Below are 16916 nucleotides of genomic sequence, written 5' to 3'. Positions count from 1 at the left end.
TATAATGTTTAACGCTAATAATAAATAGCAATACAGCTAACATCGCTATCTAAAGAGTTAAGCTAAACTTTGTAATGCTCATACCTTTGTATCACATCAAAGCGCTGAATTTAAATGATAATTAAAAGGAAAACAATTATGAGTAATAACGGAAATACAATATTAGGAATTTTAGCAGGTACAACAGTAGGAGTAGTTTTAGGGATATTATTTGCACCAGATAAAGGAAGTGTAACAAGACAAAAAATTGCAGATGAAGCAGCGACGAAAAGAGATTTAATGGCAGAGAAAGCTACGGAATTGAGAGATTCTTTAGGAAACAAAATTTCTTCACATAAAGAGAATTTAGACCATCAAGTAGAGTCTATTGTGTCTAATGCTAGTTATAAAGCTGAAGATGTAATTACAACACTTGAAGCTAAATTAAAAGATTTAAAAGCGAAGAATAAGAACTTACAGAAAAAAGCCTAATTGATGAGTGTATTTGAAGACATAAATCAAACTACAAAAAAGGCATCTAATGCTGGTGAGCGCTATATTAAGTCGTCTCATCAATATTTTAGATTAAAGATTTTTCAACAGTTAACCTTGTCATTAAGTCTAATGGCTAAGGTAATAGCTGTTGGTAGTCTTTTATTTGCGGGCTTAGTATTTTTGTCTGTTGCTGGTGCAATGGAATTGAGTAGACTGCTTAAAAGTCATCCCTTAGGTTTTTTGCTTATGGGTCTTATTTACATAGCTGTTGCGATTTTAATCTACTTATTTAGAGCTAAATTTAATAGTTTGATTATAAAAAAAGTTGGACCAAATTTTTTCAATTAACATGAAGACATATACATCATTTAACGATATAAATAACGATTTAAAACGTTATAAACTAGAGCGGGATATTGCTTGGGAAGAGTTAAAACTTATAAAAAATGAATATAAGGAAGACCTACAACCCCTAAATTGGGTAAGTACAGCTTTAAAGTTAACAGGTAAATACAGCGTTGTCGCCTTAATTAGAAAATGGCTATTTAAAAAGTAATCTAGCTTACCATCACTTTAGATGGAACTTGTTTGCTAAATTCATTTGGTGAAATTCCATATTTGTCTTTAAAAATCTTAGAAAAATAACTTCTACTGGTAAAACCAATGGTGTATACCACTTGTGAGATATTTAAATCACTAGTTTTTAATAAATCTCTAGCCAATTCTAATCTTACATGTCTTATAAATTCTGTTACAGTTCTGGTGTATAAAAATTTAAAACCATCCTGAAGTTTGGCTTGAGACAAACCAGACTCTACAGATAAATCCTCTAAATTATATGATTTAGCAGGATTTTTTAAAATACGTTCTCCAATTTTTCTAACCCGTTTTAGTTCACTTTTAACTAAAGATGTTGGTAATTCTACACCTTGAGATTGTCTGTTGTATTGCTGAATGTGTAAAGATAAAATCTCGTAAACTTTGGCTTCCATTTTTAAAATACGCAACATGCCTTTAGTTTTTATATTGTGTAATTTTTTTACATGATCTGCCATTTTTAAGTTAAGAGTACCATGATGAGAAAAACGATTATCGTGATCAGTATCTACAAATACTTCTTGTAGTTTTTTATTTAAGGTAGAAACTTTAGTTGTTCGTTTTTTAAGAAAGTCTTTTCTAACAATTTGAATAATATTAGTTTCAATTTTAATGCCTTCCTTAAAATGTAAATAGTTAATTCCGTCTGTTTTATTTGTGAAAATTAGTGTTTGAAATTGCTCAATTAAAACCTCTTTGCTTTGTATACCAAAACGGTGCAAAAATTCACCTTGAAGATTGTAAATAAATCTAATTGGGTTAAATTCTGTTGCTTCAATTTTCAATATAATTTCTTCAAAAAATTCAATATTGTAAATCATTAAATTTACGCCCCAATCAAACGGAATTACTTTAACCATTCCGTTGGCTTTATGGTTATTAACAACTAGTGTGCTTTCTCCCCAACGTTCTAATATTTCACCGCCAATTTTTTCTTGTAATTGCTCTATTATTTGTTTAGTGTTATCAGCGCTTATTTCTATTTCAGTCATAATTTATTTGTTTAACAATAGCGTTAAAAGTTAATAAGATAATAGAACTTTCGTTCTCATTTAATGTTCAAATAAATCTAAACTAAAGAGGAAATTACCTCATTGATAGAATAATTTGTTTGTTGGTAAAGATAGCTTAAAAACAAATTGAAAATTTATTTTTTTTAAGAGCCTAATTTATTTCCAATTTTGAGTCTAATTATTAGAAATTTTAATGTCATTATTATTTGAGTTAAAACTGAAATCGTTTGCATCAATATTAGCTAACTAGTCCCATTAACTTTGTTACAGCTACGAAAAAGAGCTAAAAAAACAAAGATGTCAATTGGTACACATCTTAAAAATAAAGTGCCATAAATTTTAAACAAAAGATATGAGTACATATACAGAAGAAGTAGGAAAAAAATTAAATAATCTACTAGAGAAAACATACGATGCAGAAAAAGGATTTAAAAAAGCAGCAGAAAATATAGAGCATGCACCTTTAAAATCGTATTTTAAAAATAAGGCTCAAGAGCGTTATAATTTTGGATATGAGTTAAAACAAGAAATTAGAAGTTTTAATCAAGATATTGAAAAAGGAGGAAGTTTAACTGGCACAGCACACAGAGCATGGATGGATATTAAAAGTTTACTATCTTCAGATGCTGAAGAGTCTATGTTAAATGAAGCCATAAGAGGAGAAAAAGCTGCTATAGAAGAATATGAAGAAGTTTTAAACGAACAAAGCTTACCAATGAGCACAAAATCAATATTGCAATCCCAAAAATCCACAATAAATAATGGATTAGCAAAAATTAATTCGTTAGAAGATTTACACTAAAAAAGTTTATTAGTTAGGTTAGGTTAGGTTAGATTGAAGAAGGTGTCATACGTTAGTATGGCACTTTTTTTATGGACTTAACTACAAGGAAATGAGTTAGTAAACTTATGGAATGGGCTAATTTAATATTAGCATTGACAGTATCTTTATATTAAGAAATTAGAAGAGCTAATTTCTATTAATTAACACTAAAACCATAAAATTATGTTACGTTGGACAATCACATTTATTATAATAGCATTAATAGCAGCCGTATTGGGATTTGGAGGAATAGCTGGAGCTGCTGCCGGAATTGCAAAAGTTATTTTCTTTATATTTTTAATTCTATTTGTATTCTCTTTATTAAAAGGGCTAGTTAAAAAATAATTTAGAAAAATTTAGAATAATATAAAAAGCTTCAAGAGTTACTTACTCTTGAAGCTTTTTTGTTTTCACTGAAAACCGTGATATTCAGAACTTTTAATTGGTGTAATTTTGTATTACCAAATCTCACAACTAGTAATGCCGTCTAGATTTTATAAAAAAGACCATCAAAATGTTACTTTTGTGTACAGAATATAAACGCTAATGCAAATTAAAACCATACTATTTCTAATTATTAGCTTTGTATCACTTTTAGGTTTTAATCAAGAAGTGCATTATAACTTTAAAGCTTTTGGTCATATGCCACAAGTAGTTGGAAATGATATTTTTGAAAAATTAAATGATGCAGAAACCTCACAAATTAGATTTCGATATTTAGATACAATTGCGCAGATTTATCTAGAATCTGGACATGCAGATTCTTTAATGCATTACGGTAAATTAATAAAAAGTGAAGCTTTTTACAAGGATTCTACTTTTCAGAATATAAAAAGTATAAAACTTAGAGCGTTGTATTATGAAGCAGTTGCAGCACACAAAATGGGATTGTTTGATGAAGCAATTAAATCTTGCATAGAAGGCCTAGGGTTTTCAAATTCAGAAGGTTATATAAATAATTATTTAAAATTACAATTAGCTGAAACTTACTTGTTTAAAGGAGAATTAGAAAAATCTAAGGCACTTTTAGAAACGTTACCACAAACCAAAACAGACCATAAATTCTATTTAAAAAATAATGTAGTAAAAAGTCATTGGCTTATTTTAGATAAGGATTATGATTTGGCAAAAGCCATGCTTAATGAAACTTTATCAGAAGATTTTGTAAAAGATTTTAAAAAGCTAAAATTAGAACTAGAACTTAATTTATCTGAAATTGAATTAAGAAAAGGAGATTTTAAAAGCTTAATAGATAAATCTGAAGCCATAAAAAAAGAAGCTCTAAACCTTGGCTTTTACGATGTGTTTATAGAAGCTACTTTAGATGTTGGTTATGGTTATGCTATGCTTAGAAATTTTGATATTTCTGAAATGGCATTAAGTACAGCCTATATAAATACGGTGCAATGGAACCGATTAGAGCTTCAAAAAAAGGTAATAAATGCCTTGGTAAAATTATATAATGCCAAAGGAGATTATAAAAATGCTTATGGTTTAATGACGCAGTATCAAAGTGTAACTAGAGAAATTGCAGATAACCAAAATCAAAGATTAGTAAAAGATTTAGAACTTAAATACGAAACTTTAAAAAAGGAAAAGGAGATTGATAAATTACAAGAAGACCAAATTTTGCAAGAAGCAGAGATTCAACGCCAGAAAACAATAAAACATGCCTTTTTAATTGGTTTTTTGGTGATTTTAATACCTATTATTTTGTTGCTAATTGTGTATTATCAAAAATTACAAACTCAGAGTTTGGTAAATAAGCAACAAGAAGCGTTGAATCAGCAAGAAGTAAAAACCTTATTACAGTCTCAAGAATTAGATTTGGCCAAAAATGCTATTGCAGTGCAATCTAAAGAACGGAACAGAATAGCACGGGAATTGCACGACAGTATTGGCGGGAATTTAGCAGGAATAAAATTAAAAATGAATAGCCTTGGCGATCATCAACCAGAGTTTAGACAAATTTTAAATCAGTTAGATGCTACTTACAATCAGGTTAGAGAAATTTCGCATAGTTTAATTCCTAAAGAATTTGAAGCGTCAGCATTTATAGATTTGGTAAATAATTACATTCAAAATATAAAGGAAGATGTCTCAGTAGATTTACGTTTTGACGCCTTTCCTAAAGAGGCAATTAATGCTATTAATGTGCCAATTCAAGTTGCTTTATTTAATATTGTAAAAGAACTAATTACTAATGCTTTAAAACATGCCAAAGCTGATGAAGTAAGTATTCAGCTAACGTCGCCCTCTAGTGAAAACAGCATTGAACTTATTTACGAAGACGATGGCATTGGCTTTGATCTAAACAATGAAAATAAAGGCATTGGTTTAAATAATATAGAAACCAGAGTAGCTGATTATAAAGGCACAATGTCTATAAATACGGCAATAAATAGAGGTACTGTAATTAGTATCAGTATACCAAAAACATAACTTATGAGTACACCATATTCAATTATAATTGCAGACGATCATTCTATGTTTTTAGATGGTTTAACTAGTATTTTGGCTAATGAAACGTCTATAAAAATTATTTTAACAGCAAAAACGGGAACTCAGGTAATAAAATATTTAAGAATAAATTCTGAAGAAAAAATAGATTTAGTTATTACGGATATTAACATGCCAGAAATGGATGGTGTAGAGCTTAATGCTGCAATAAAGGAAGAATTTCCTAAAGTGAAAACCCTTGTGGTTAGTATGTTAGAGGATGCAAAAAAAATTAAAGTATTAACAGAGGCTAATGCTAACGGTTATATTTCTAAAAATGCTGAGAAAACAGAATTATTAAAAGCCATTAAATCTATTTTACATGGTGAAAACTATTTTTCGCCTCGCATAAAGCAAGTTTTAATGGAGGCTATGTTTTCTGACAAGTTAGAACCCGAAATTTCTCTCAGTAAAAGAGAAACAGAGGTTTTAAAACTTATAGCCCTAGAGTTTACCACACAAGAAATAGCAGACCAATTATTTTTAAGTAAACACACCATAGAGAGTTATCGTAAAAATCTGATTTCTAAGCTTGGAGTCCGCAATTTAGCTGGTCTTACCCGTTATGCAGTAGAAAAAGGTATGCTAGATTAAATAACATATCCCAGAAAACAGGGTAATCACTTTTACTACTTACCGTCTGTTGTACAGGTGCTTATTTACTGAAATTTGTATCATAATTAATCACTAAAAATTTTATATTATGATTTACGGAATTTCTTTAATCCTTTTGAGCATTATCGCAGTGCCATCACTTATTTTATCAAAAAAACCTAACGCACAAGAGTTGTTAGACAAAGTTGCACCTTACCAAGGTTGGATAGGTATTGTCTTTTGCTTTTTTGGAGTTTGGGGAATTATTTCTGCCTTCTTAAATATGGGTTGGTTAACAGCAGCACCAATTTGGTGGATTACATTATTAGCTGGTAGTTTTGTAGAAGCTACACTTGGTTTTATGCTTGGCTTTGGCATGATAAATAAATTGTTGTTAAGTAAAAACGTAGCAGCCAAGGAAAAAGCAACTCAATTAAGGGAGAAATTAGCACCAAAATTGGGTAAATTAGGCATCTTAGGTCTTATTGTTGGTGGTTGGATGATTGCAGCATCATTAATGTTTTCAGTAGTATAGTTTATAAACTTCTAGGTAAAAATAAAGATGAAACACTATATTTTAATAACACTTTTGTGCCTTACAACATTTGGTATAGCACAGAACGAAGCAGGTCCGAGAACGGTAACTACATATGGTTCAGTTAAAATTGAATCTAAAGAAAAACTGTACAAAACAGATGTTACATTATCATTAGAAAATAGTTATTACACTGATAATGTGTGCACATCAATAGATGAGCTAAAAGCAAAATATTTTGCTGAAGCTAAAAAAAGAGGCATAGATACTTCTAAATTTATACAAGATGATTTGGCATATACTTCATCTGGTTACAGAAAAGGAGGAACCATGCTTCATTTTGAAACTAATGACAAATCTGAAATGCTTAAAGTCGCCAGTATAAATATGGCTCAAATAATGCCAGCATATGTGCAGGTTAAAGATGTAGTAAACGATGAGCAGATTAAACAATTGGTAAAACAAGCCATAGCTAATGCTTATAAAAACGCTAAAATTTTAGCAGAAGCTTCTGGCGAAGAAATAGACAAAATTTATGCTGTTAGTAGCTATGATTTAGAAGGCGACACGTATTGGAGAACACCAAACTCTAGTCCTTCATATTTAAGATTAACAGTAATCTATTTATTAAAAGATTAATGTGTAATGTTTATGGTATCACTTATTTAATAGTGATTTGTTAGTTAGGAGTTAAAGTCTGTGTTCATTTTTTCAAAGATGTTCGCAGACTTTACATTTATAACAGTCTATTATATTACTCCACACGTTTATAATTTTCAGAATAAATTTTATTACCCTCTTCGTCAATTTCAATTTGTTCAAAACGGTTTTCCGATAAATCTAATTCGAATTTAAATTCTTGTTGTTCTTTAATTACCTCATTCATAAAAGCAGAACCAAAATCTAAAACTTCAGTTAATGTACCTTCATCATAATTGTAAGAACCATACCCAAAAAACTCAATAGAATCTGTCTTTAGTAATTTACACCACATTACTTTACTATCTGTAAACATTTTAACTTGTTTAGAAATGGTATTGTTAGAGAATGAATCTACAACCACATTATCCTTGTAATTATAGAACCCTACAAGTTCCCAAGTGCCTTTAAGCTTATTTAATTTATTTTCAGTTGCTGTTTCTGCTTCTATTGGTTTTACTTCAGTTTCAGGTTGGTCTTTGCAAGAAATTACAAACACCAAAGCCATAATTAATAGTACTAAATTTGATTTCATAATTTTAGAGATTTTCAGTTAAACACCTATAAATTACGAAATTATAAATAGAAAACCATTGTATTTGTAAAATTTATAAAACTATAGATAGTGTTAATAACTATTCTGTAAGGTTTTAGTCAAAAAACCTACTTTTGTTATAGCTATAAAAAAATAAGGTTATGTCTGATACAATTGAAAGAGTAAAATGTTTAATTATAGGTTCAGGACCTGCAGGGTACACTGCTGCTATCTATGCCTCTAGAGCGAATATGGAACCTGTTTTATATCAAGGAGAACAACCAGGAGGACAATTAACAACGACTAATGATGTTGAGAATTTTCCGGGTTATCCAGAAGGAATTACAGGACCAGAAATGATGATGCAATTACAAAAGCAAGCAGAGCGCTTTGGTACAGATGTGCGTCATGGCTGGGTGAGTAAAGTTGATTTTTCTGGAGATATACATAAAGCGTGGATTAATGATGAAAAAGAAATTCATGCAGATACGGTAATTATTTCTACAGGTGCTTCTGCTAAATACTTAGGCCTTCCATCTGAACAAAAATATTTAAAGCTTGGTGGAGGTGTATCTGCATGTGCGGTTTGCGATGGTTTCTTTTATAGAAATCAAGAAGTTGTAATTGTGGGCGCAGGAGATTCAGCTTGTGAAGAAGCTCATTACTTATCTAAACTTTGTAAAAAAGTCACTATGTTGGTAAGACGAGATGAGTTTAGAGCTTCTAAGATTATGGCACAACGTGTTATAAATACAGAAAATATAGAAATCCTTTATAATACAGAAACTGAAGAGGTTTTAGGCGATGGGCAATTAGTAAATGGCGTTAGGGTATTTAATAACAAAACCAATGAAAAACACGATATTGAAGCTACAGGTTTCTTTGTAGCTATTGGCCATAAGCCTAATACAGATATTTTTAAAGGTATTTTAGATTTAGATGAAACTGGCTATATTATTAATGCACAACCAGGCACAAGCAAAACTAATGTAGAAGGTGTATTTGTAAGTGGCGATGCTGCGGATCATGTTTATAGACAAGCTATAACTGCAGCAGGTACAGGTTGTATGGCAGCGTTAGATGCTGAGAGATACTTAGCAGCAAAGAATGCTGATTTTGAAATTGCAACGTCTAGTTATAACTAAAATTTTTACCACATTATATAAAAGCCGAAACGAAAGTTTCGGCTTTTTTTATGTTTAAATTTTAGAGAAAAATCAATCATTGTGTTAAAAAATAAGATATAATTATTTATATGATTTTTGTCATAATTTAAAATGCTATTAATATAAATCTTTGCATAAACATTAATAGCAAGACAATGAAACATTCAATTAAATTTCCAGCATTTTTTATTTTGGTTATTATAAGTGGTCTATTTTCTACCCAAATAACATATTCACAAAATTTCACCTTAAGCAATTCTAATTCGGTATTAGAAGTACACGGTACATCTTCTTTACACGATTGGCATTTAGATACAGAAAAGCAATCTGGTAAGCTTGTTATTTCTAATACAGAAGATTTAACAATTGAAAGTTTAAGTGTTTCTATAGAAGCAGAAAGCCTTAAGAGTGGAAAATCTTCTATGGATAACAATACCTACGAAGCTTTAAAAACGGATGATTATAAGACAATGGATTATAAGTTAACTTCTGTGAGTAAGGTAGATAAACTAACTGATACTTCATTTAAAGTTACCGTTGTTGGAGACATGACAATTGCAGGTGTTACTAAATCACTAACAATGATTGTATCCGTAAAAATCGATGGGTCTAAAGTTTCGTTAGAAGGCGAAAAGTCTTTTAAGATGACAGATTTTGGGGTAGATCCACCAAAAGCACTTTTAGGAACCATTAAAACAGGAGATGAAATAAAAATCATTTTTAAATCAGTATTCAATAAAAATTAACATTAATAAAATTTTTTTAATAACAATTAAACCTAATACATATGAAACCAGTATTAAAACTCGTAACCCTTTTCATTGTAATTACAATGGGATATACAGTATCAGCACAAAACAAAGCAAAAAGAGATTTAGATAACTATAGAACTCCTGATCAAAGAGGTGTAAATTTATTTGAAGCAAAAAAAGATACAGTTACAACTTTTGAAGATATTAAAGTAAGAATAGGAGGTGCGTTTGCATTACAATATCAGGCTTTAGATAATGAAAATTCAGGGTCTGTAGCAATGGCAGAAGTAGGCAGTAACTTTAACCTAGCAACAGCTAACTTAGACTTAGATGTAGCACTTTTTGATGGTGTTAACATGCACTTAAGAACATATTTGTCTTCTAGACACCACCACGAACCATACGTTAAAGGCGGTTATTTTCAAGTTGATAAATTAGATTTCATCAAAGAAGGTTTCTTAGAAGAACTTATGAAAAAGACGACTATTAAAATTGGTCATATGGAAAACAACTATGGTGATGCACACTTTAGAAGAAGTGATAACGCAGAAGCTATACATAACCCATTTGTAGGTAACCTAATAATGGATTCTTTTACAACAGAAGTTGGTGCAGAAGTATATTACAATACAGGAAACGGTTTCTTTGGTATGGTAGGCTTCACAAATGGTAAATTAAATCAAAGTACGTCTATTTCTGACGGATCTACAGGTGGCGCTGCATTTTTGGCTAAAGTAGGCTATGATAAGCAAATTTCTGAAGACTTTAGATTTAGATTATCTGGATCTATTTACAATACAGGTTATGCACAAAGAGTTTATCTGTATAGTGCAGATAGAGCAGGTTCTAGATATTATGACATATTGCAAGATGCTTCTGCAACTAGTGATAACTTTAGATCAGGTCGTTTTGATCCATCTTTTACAAATAAAATTACAGCCATAATGATTAACCCATTTGTTAAGTATGGTGGTTTAGAAGTGTTTGGTACTGTAGAATTAACATCTGGAAAAGCATTAAGTGAAACAGATAGAAGAAATGCAGAACAATATGCAGGTGAAGTTATCTACAGATTTGGAGAAAAAGAAAATGTATTCTTAGGCGCTAGATATAATACAGTTAGTGCTGAATTAGCTAGTGGTGACGATGTTAGTATAAATAGATTTCAGTTAGGTGCAGGTTGGTTTTTAACTCAAAATGTACTTTTAAAAGCGGAGTATGTAACTCAAGAATATAATGATTATCCTACAGCTAATCTTTTAGAAGATGCTAAGTTTAATGGACTTATGGTTGAGGCTGTTATTAGTTTCTAAAAAAAATAATTAACTTGGCCTTTGTCTCTTTAGATGAAGGCCTTTTTTTTATTTTCATCATGGTAAGAACATTAATATTTCTCATTGTAATTTTTATATACTCTAATAAAGCAGAGTATATAATGAATGCGTCTACAATTAAAGAATCTACAGTTGTCTTAGCAACAGATAGTTTTTTAAAAATAAATGGTGAAACTAATGTAAGTACGTTTGAGTGTCAGTTTAATATGTCTGCTATCTCAAAATCCATAGCCATTCAGTATACAGATTTAGAGCATAATATTGAATTTAAAGATGCTAAATTAATATTACCTAATGTAGAATTTGATTGTGGAGGAAAAGCAATTAATAAAGATTTTAGGGCATTGCTAAAAACAGAACAATTCCCTGAAATTACACTTAAATTAAAAGAATTATCTAAAGTAGAAACTAGTAGTAATACAAGAACAGCTATAATTGATATTTTAATAAATGATGTTGTAAAAACTTACAGAATACCAGTAACTATAGTTAATAACGACTTATTAAACGTTGGTGGTGTTATGCCATTAGATATTACAGATTTTAACTTAGTTGCACCAACAAAAATGTTAGGTATGGTTAAAGTATCTCCAATTATAGAAATAGAGTTTTTGCTTAAAATAATAGAATCTTAAAACTAATATTTCTTTTTCTGAAGTTTAGCGGTGTCTCCAAATTTTGTAATTGTTATTGTAGAATTTCCATATAGGTAAATTTCACTATTACCAGAAGCTGAAATGGTAATATTATCTACGGCAGAAATAGTTAAATCGCTAGAATCCTCTACACTTATATCTGCAGATTTAACATCAAATTTTTCACCGTTAAAGTTAGTTGAATTATCTAATCGTAAAACAGAACTATTAGTGTTTCCTTCTATCACAGCGTCTGCTCGTTGGTACAAATCAAAATCAGCTATTTTACTAGTTACTAAAGCATCTAATTTAGTATTGTCACTAAGTTCAATCTTAACAGAATCTGCAGTTAGGTTTAATCTTGTTTTAGATTTACCAGAGCTTTTATAATCAAATGATTTAGCAATTATATTTAAGTATGCTCTAGAATTATCTGCTGTCACTAAAGTAACATCGTTAAGTTCCATAGATGTTAGTGATCGAATTTCTCCATCACCTCTAGTTTCAATATTAGACAGCAAATCGCCATAGTTAACAGTAATATTTAGTTTCTTTTTAGATGAAATCCTTACTTTCTCTATAAAGGTTAACACACCATCAACAACATTAAAATCTATAACCTCGTGTAGGTTTTCATCAGCTTCAATATTAACTGAAGGTTTGCTATTGTAAACCATTTCTATAGAAAAATCCCCATCAACTAAAATAGAGTGGAAATCATCAACATAAGTTTGTTGTATGGTAACGTTTCTATTTCCTTTTATTTTTTCTTCAGATTGTGCAGATGCCAATGGTAATGTTACCACTGTAATAAATAGAATGCGTAATAATTTTTTCATATTCTAATAGTTTATTGTCTCTTATAAGACACAAAATCCACTAAATTAGTCACTGTAATAGGTTATTCACCTCTTTAATGAATTTGGTTTGTCAATATTAACAATTTCTCTTTAATATTGGTCAATAAAAGTTTTGAACTAAGATAAATAAAAACCATCCCAAACTCTAATTAGAATTTGAAATGGTTTTAAATTGACTGATTGGTGTTTGTTTGGTTGGTTATCTCTATGAGGTTATTTTAATGTTATTGTTTTCTAATACTACCAGCTGATGTGTCTGATTTTTCTACTTTTTCTGGGTTTCCAGAATATCTAATATCTCCTCCGCTTGTAGCTTTTGCTATCAGTGATTCTGATGTATTTAAAGATATATCTGCACCACTTGTGGCTTTAGCATTAGAAGACTTAGCCTTTAGGTCTGAAGCATTAATATCACTACCACCTGTTGCAGAAGCTTTAAAATTGTTGGTGATACCACTAAGTTTTATATCACTACCGCTTGTAGAGCTACATTCTAAAAAGTTAGTTTTTACAGCAAGTTTAATATCTGCTCCACTTGTACAATTTAGTTGTAAATTTTCGGCTACAATAGTATTTGTTGAAAATACATCGCTTCCACTGGTTGCCTTTATAGAGGAGATGTGTTCTACATTTAAAAGTATTTTTCTAGAGGTTGCTCTTCTTATATTTTCTGTAGTATATATTCTTAATGTACCGTTTTCAACGTCTGTCATTATAAGGTCCATTAAGTTTTCATCGGCTTCAATAGTTAAAGCAACATTATCTGTTTGAGTAATGTAAAGGTCTAATCCTTGGCTTACTTTAATGTTCTCAAAATCACTAGAAATACTGCGATCTACATTAATTACATTGCCGTTTCCGTCAATGCCTGTTCCTAAATTCATAGAAAAGTTGCAAGAAAATAACATTAAACTAATTATACTGGTTACGATTATTCTGGTTAGTGTTGTCATAAGTTCTGTTTGTTTTTTGATTGATGAAATTCTTGTTTTTATAAATGTATTAAGGTTTTATCTTTTTTTAAATTAAAAAGTGATGAGTTGTTTAATTTTGGGTATCAATCATCAATAGTAACACCATCTTCTTCATTAATCTCATAATCAACAGTAGATGTTTTAGATTTTGACTCTTGCGTATTGGGTTCAGATTCATTTGAAGCATTAACAATTGTTGCATCAGATTTAGATTCTTGAGTGTAGCTGTCTTCCGTTATATAATCATCTTCATCTAAAGTGTTTTTTTTACGTTCACAGTCTAAACATTCTACATCATCTTCAATGACTTTAAGATATTGATTTTCCATACCATTGTCTAAAATATCGTTTGCAGAGCTATAGTTTTTATGAAAATTATAAGTGTTATTATTAGCAAATAGTGTAGTACCTTCTGGTAAGTAAATTATAATTTCAATATGCTGGTCACTAAACTTATTTTCTGCATTTGTGGTTAAATAAGAATTTAGTTTTAATTCATTTTCAACTAATTCATAATTATAGTTAATCGCCTCAGCACGTTCTCTGGCCAAATTATAATTACTACCTCTAGCAAATGCATTTATTTTGATTTTTGCCAAAGAATCTGTGGTAGACCTAACAATAAATCTAACATCTGTAGCAGAAATAATATTCTCGTAGTTATCATCATTACTTAATTTATAGTCATATCTGTCGCTATACAAATGCTTATTATAGTTGTCATGGTTAATCATTTTAATTTTTAATGTATCGTTTTTAGTAATATGTAAAATATTTTCACTTTGTGTAATGTTGGCATCATAAGCATGTTCTGTTGCTTGTTTTATTCCTGTAATAATTAATCCTATTATAGACACTATCCATAGCCCTAATAATGCAAATTTGGCTACGCTACCTATAGATTTTAGGTTGTTTATAAGAATTTTTAAGCCTAGATAAAAGACAAAGAAAAAAGGAATACCTATGGCGAAAAACAATAATAATGACATTAACCATATAGGAATATTTGCTGCATTAGATGCATTAATAAAATCCATACCAGGAAAATGAACAGCATTGGTTACACCAACAGTAAAAAAGGCAATAATTAACCCAATAATAGTACTTATACCTATAGTGATTAGAATAATTCCAATAAACTTGGCAACAATTTTTAAGAAAAACATAATAATGCTACCAATAGATTCAAAAAAGGATTGTGAACTCGATTTTAACTTACTGCTTTGTTTCTGAAAATCAACACTTTTAACGGTTTCAGATATATTATCAGACACATGGTCAAAACCTTCTTTCAGTCTATCGCCATGCTTTTTAAAGTCTACATTTTTCACGGATTCTGAAACCGTTTCAATGCCGTCTTTAATTTTTTTTTCAATGTTACTGATGTTCACTGGGTCGCCAGACATGGTTAGTTTTTCTGCCGTGGTTTTGGCTTCAGGGATTAATGCCCACAGTAAAATGTAAAGTAAAACACCTGTACCTGCACTAAAGAAAAGTATAACCCAAATCAGTCTAATCCATAATGCATCAATGCCAAAATAATGACCTAATCCTGCAGCAACACCGCCAATATATGAGCTGTCTGTGTCTCTATATAAACGTCTCATGGCGTTAGACTTAGACTTGTAGTTTGGTTGTGGTCCATCTTCAAAGATTTCATCATCAACTAGGTAGTCTTCTGGTTGTCCCATTATGGTAATGACCTCATCAACGAGTTTAATACCAACAACTTGCTTTTCATTTTGAATACGTTCAGAGAACAATTCTGCAATACGTGCTTCAATATCTGCAATGATTTCTGTTTGACCTTGAGAATCTGTAAATGAACGTTTTATAGCCTCAAGATAGCGCGATAATTTTAGGTATGCATCCTCGTCTATATGAAAGAATATACCTGCTAAATTAATATTGACTGTTTTATTCATTTTTTTTGATGTTTTTTTGTGTTGGTAACTAGGTTAACGGCATTTTGTAAATCGCTCCAAGTGGCGTTTAATTCATTTAGAAACAGTTTGCCTGTTTCTGTAAGACCATAATATTTTCTTGGTGGTCCTGAGGTAGATTCTTCCCAACGGTAATTGAGTAAACCTGCATTTTTTAATCTTGTTAATAGTGGATAAATAGTACCTTCTACAACAAGCATTTTTGCATCTTTTAGAGTGCCTAGAATTTCTGCTACGTATGCGTCTTCATCTTTTAAGATTGATAATATGCAATACTCCAGAACACCTTTACGCATTTGTGCTTTTGTGTTTTCTATTTTCATGTGTTATGAGTCTTTAATTCTATTAAACTGTTCATTTTTTGATTGATAATTATTAAGTGATTAAATAACGAGTGATTAAGTCGTGTTATATTATTTTAAAAAGTTAATTGTAAACGGGTACTTATAATTTTCGCCATCTCTTGCAGATAAACTCGCCTTAACTATAAGGGCTAACTCTATAATAAAAGCAAGCACTGCAATAGCACCTAAACTTCCTCCAATATACAGTAGAGGAGATGGGTGGTCTATATTAATATGAAAGTTGTTAAAACCGTTAAAATCTATAAAACTCATGTTTCTAAAGACTTTAAATATAAAAAACGGAACACTTAACGTGCCTATAATTATAGCATACAGCAAAACACTAATTTGAAAATTAATAGCTTGTTTACCATGTTGATCAATAAAGTCTGACTTGTCTTTATTTGCTGCCCATAATATTATAGGGCCAATAAAATTACCAAACGGAATAATAAACCTAGAAAATGTTGACAAATGAATAAATGTCGCTAAATTTTTATGATGATTATCTAACATAATAAAAAGTATATAATAGTTTCTTATACAAATATATGTCTTTAAAAAGGTATTATGTTACGCATAGTACTAAAAATTAACATTTTGTTAACATTAGTAAGGTTGAGTTTTTTCAATTATTTTAGTGAAAATTTTAAATTATAATATGAATATTTCGCCATCAAAACTCAACACGTTCTTAATGTTTAAGTTACCTGCCGCGTATTTTACAGGTGTAAGAACCAAACATTTAGATGATACCACTTGTGTTGTGTCTGTAAAACATCGTTGGGTAAACCAAAACCCATTTAAATCTATGTTTTGGGCTGTGCAAGGCATGGCTGCAGAATTAACTACAGGTGCATTAGTAATGAAAAAGATTAAAGAAAGCGGAAAAAAAATCTCTATGTTAGTTGCCAGCAATAATGCCACCTTTACAAAAAAAGCTACTGGTAGAATTACATTTACTTGTAAAGAGGGTCATAAAATAAATGAGGCAATAACAAAAGCAATTGAAACAGGAGAAGGACAAACCGTTTGGATAAATGCCAATGGTGTAAATGCTGAAGGCATAGAAGTTTCTTCTTTTAATTTTGAATGGACCTTAAAAGTAAAGTCATAATTAATAGTGCTGTATTAAATTC

The 16916-nt window shown here is 30.3% G+C and carries 21 protein-coding genes; 14 read left to right on the top strand and 7 right to left on the bottom strand.

Annotated elements, in window-relative coordinates:
• The first annotated feature begins 138 nt into the window (after positions 1–138).
• Genes GN138_RS04010 through GN138_RS04000 form a run of 3 tightly spaced genes read left to right on the top strand, consistent with a single transcriptional unit; the run spans position 139 to position 1030 of the window.
• The gene (locus tag GN138_RS04010) at positions 139–471 is read left to right on the top strand and encodes a YtxH domain-containing protein (protein WP_157362346.1); all 333 of its coding nucleotides are present in this window, start codon (positions 139–141) and stop codon (positions 469–471) included.
• 3 nt (positions 472–474) lie between these two features.
• Positions 475–822 (top strand): hypothetical protein, encoded by a 348-nt coding sequence (locus GN138_RS04005; RefSeq protein WP_157362344.1) that lies wholly within the window; start codon positions 475–477, stop codon positions 820–822.
• Between the two features lies 1 nt (position 823).
• Entirely contained in the window at positions 824–1030 is a 207-nt protein-coding gene (locus GN138_RS04000; RefSeq protein ID WP_157362342.1) for a DUF6327 family protein, read from the top strand.
• 1 nt (position 1031) lies between these two features.
• Here the strand turns inward: GN138_RS04000 and GN138_RS03995 are convergent, their stop codons facing one another.
• A complete protein-coding gene (locus GN138_RS03995; RefSeq protein ID WP_157362340.1) occupies positions 1032–2063 on the bottom strand; it encodes an AraC family transcriptional regulator in 1032 nt (343 codons plus the stop codon).
• Positions 2064–2436: 373 nt separating this feature from the next.
• Between GN138_RS03995 and GN138_RS03990 the strand changes: the two genes are divergently transcribed.
• The 6 genes from GN138_RS03990 (at position 2437) to GN138_RS03965 (ending at position 7174) form a co-directional block, all read left to right on the top strand.
• Entirely contained in the window at positions 2437–2886 is a 450-nt protein-coding gene (locus tag GN138_RS03990) for a ferritin-like domain-containing protein (RefSeq protein WP_157362338.1), read from the top strand.
• A gap of 204 nt (positions 2887–3090) precedes the next feature.
• Complete coding sequence (locus GN138_RS03985) at positions 3091–3252, top strand: DUF1328 family protein (protein ID WP_157362336.1); 162 nt, start codon at positions 3091–3093, stop codon at positions 3250–3252.
• Between the two features lie 201 nt (positions 3253–3453).
• Entirely contained in the window at positions 3454–5349 is a 1896-nt protein-coding gene (locus GN138_RS03980; RefSeq protein ID WP_157362334.1) for a sensor histidine kinase, read from the top strand.
• 3 nt (positions 5350–5352) lie between these two features.
• Positions 5353–6000 carry a response regulator gene (locus GN138_RS03975; protein WP_157362332.1) on the top strand — a complete coding sequence of 216 codons (648 nt, stop codon included), beginning with the start codon at positions 5353–5355 and terminating at the stop codon, positions 5998–6000.
• 109 nt (positions 6001–6109) lie between these two features.
• On the top strand, positions 6110–6535 hold the full coding sequence (locus tag GN138_RS03970; RefSeq protein WP_157362330.1) for a hypothetical protein: 426 nt from the start codon (positions 6110–6112) through the stop codon (positions 6533–6535).
• A gap of 27 nt (positions 6536–6562) precedes the next feature.
• On the top strand, positions 6563–7174 hold the full coding sequence (locus GN138_RS03965; protein WP_157362328.1) for an SIMPL domain-containing protein: 612 nt from the start codon (positions 6563–6565) through the stop codon (positions 7172–7174).
• A 115-nt stretch (positions 7175–7289) separates the two neighbouring features.
• Here GN138_RS03965 and GN138_RS03960 read toward each other — a convergent pair whose 3' ends face one another.
• Positions 7290–7769 (bottom strand): hypothetical protein, encoded by a 480-nt coding sequence (locus GN138_RS03960; protein WP_157362326.1) that lies wholly within the window; start codon positions 7767–7769, stop codon positions 7290–7292.
• Positions 7770–7930: 161 nt separating this feature from the next.
• On the opposite strand from GN138_RS03960, the gene trxB reads away from it, so the two are divergent.
• The 4 genes from trxB (at position 7931) to GN138_RS03940 (ending at position 11656) form a co-directional block, all read left to right on the top strand.
• The gene (gene trxB / locus GN138_RS03955; RefSeq protein WP_157362324.1) at positions 7931–8914 is read left to right on the top strand and encodes a thioredoxin-disulfide reductase; all 984 of its coding nucleotides are present in this window, start codon (positions 7931–7933) and stop codon (positions 8912–8914) included.
• Positions 8915–9090: 176 nt separating this feature from the next.
• Entirely contained in the window at positions 9091–9681 is a 591-nt protein-coding gene (locus GN138_RS03950; protein ID WP_157362322.1) for a YceI family protein, read from the top strand.
• Between the two features lie 41 nt (positions 9682–9722).
• Positions 9723–11000 carry a hypothetical protein gene (locus tag GN138_RS03945; protein WP_157362320.1) on the top strand — a complete coding sequence of 426 codons (1278 nt, stop codon included), beginning with the start codon at positions 9723–9725 and terminating at the stop codon, positions 10998–11000.
• Positions 11001–11059: 59 nt separating this feature from the next.
• On the top strand, positions 11060–11656 hold the full coding sequence (locus tag GN138_RS03940) for a YceI family protein (protein WP_157362318.1): 597 nt from the start codon (positions 11060–11062) through the stop codon (positions 11654–11656).
• A 2-nt stretch (positions 11657–11658) separates the two neighbouring features.
• Here the strand turns inward: GN138_RS03940 and GN138_RS03935 are convergent, their stop codons facing one another.
• From GN138_RS03935 to GN138_RS03915, 5 genes are all read right to left on the bottom strand, one after another.
• Positions 11659–12495 (bottom strand): GIN domain-containing protein, encoded by an 837-nt coding sequence (locus GN138_RS03935; RefSeq protein WP_157362316.1) that lies wholly within the window; start codon positions 12493–12495, stop codon positions 11659–11661.
• Between the two features lie 245 nt (positions 12496–12740).
• On the bottom strand, positions 12741–13469 hold the full coding sequence (locus GN138_RS03930) for a head GIN domain-containing protein (protein ID WP_157362314.1): 729 nt from the start codon (positions 13467–13469) through the stop codon (positions 12741–12743).
• 104 nt (positions 13470–13573) lie between these two features.
• Positions 13574–15415, bottom strand: a complete 1842-nt coding sequence (locus GN138_RS03925) for a PspC domain-containing protein (protein ID WP_157362312.1) — start codon at positions 15413–15415, stop codon at positions 13574–13576.
• Positions 15412–15756 (bottom strand): PadR family transcriptional regulator, encoded by a 345-nt coding sequence (locus GN138_RS03920; protein WP_157362310.1) that lies wholly within the window; start codon positions 15754–15756, stop codon positions 15412–15414. Before GN138_RS03920 ends, GN138_RS03925 begins: the two co-directional genes overlap by 4 nt.
• A gap of 90 nt (positions 15757–15846) precedes the next feature.
• Positions 15847–16293, bottom strand: a complete 447-nt coding sequence (locus GN138_RS03915; RefSeq protein ID WP_157362308.1) for a DUF4870 domain-containing protein — start codon at positions 16291–16293, stop codon at positions 15847–15849.
• 145 nt (positions 16294–16438) lie between these two features.
• On the opposite strand from GN138_RS03915, the gene GN138_RS03910 reads away from it, so the two are divergent.
• Positions 16439–16894, top strand: a complete 456-nt coding sequence (locus GN138_RS03910; RefSeq protein WP_157362306.1) for a DUF4442 domain-containing protein — start codon at positions 16439–16441, stop codon at positions 16892–16894.
• Positions 16895–16916 lie beyond the last annotated feature (22 nt).

The organism is Winogradskyella endarachnes (genome assembly GCF_009741275.1).
Classification (GTDB): Bacteria; Bacteroidota; Bacteroidia; order Flavobacteriales; family Flavobacteriaceae; genus Winogradskyella; species Winogradskyella endarachnes.
Note: the sequence above shows the minus strand (reverse complement) of the source record. Positions and strands in the feature narration are given on the sequence as shown.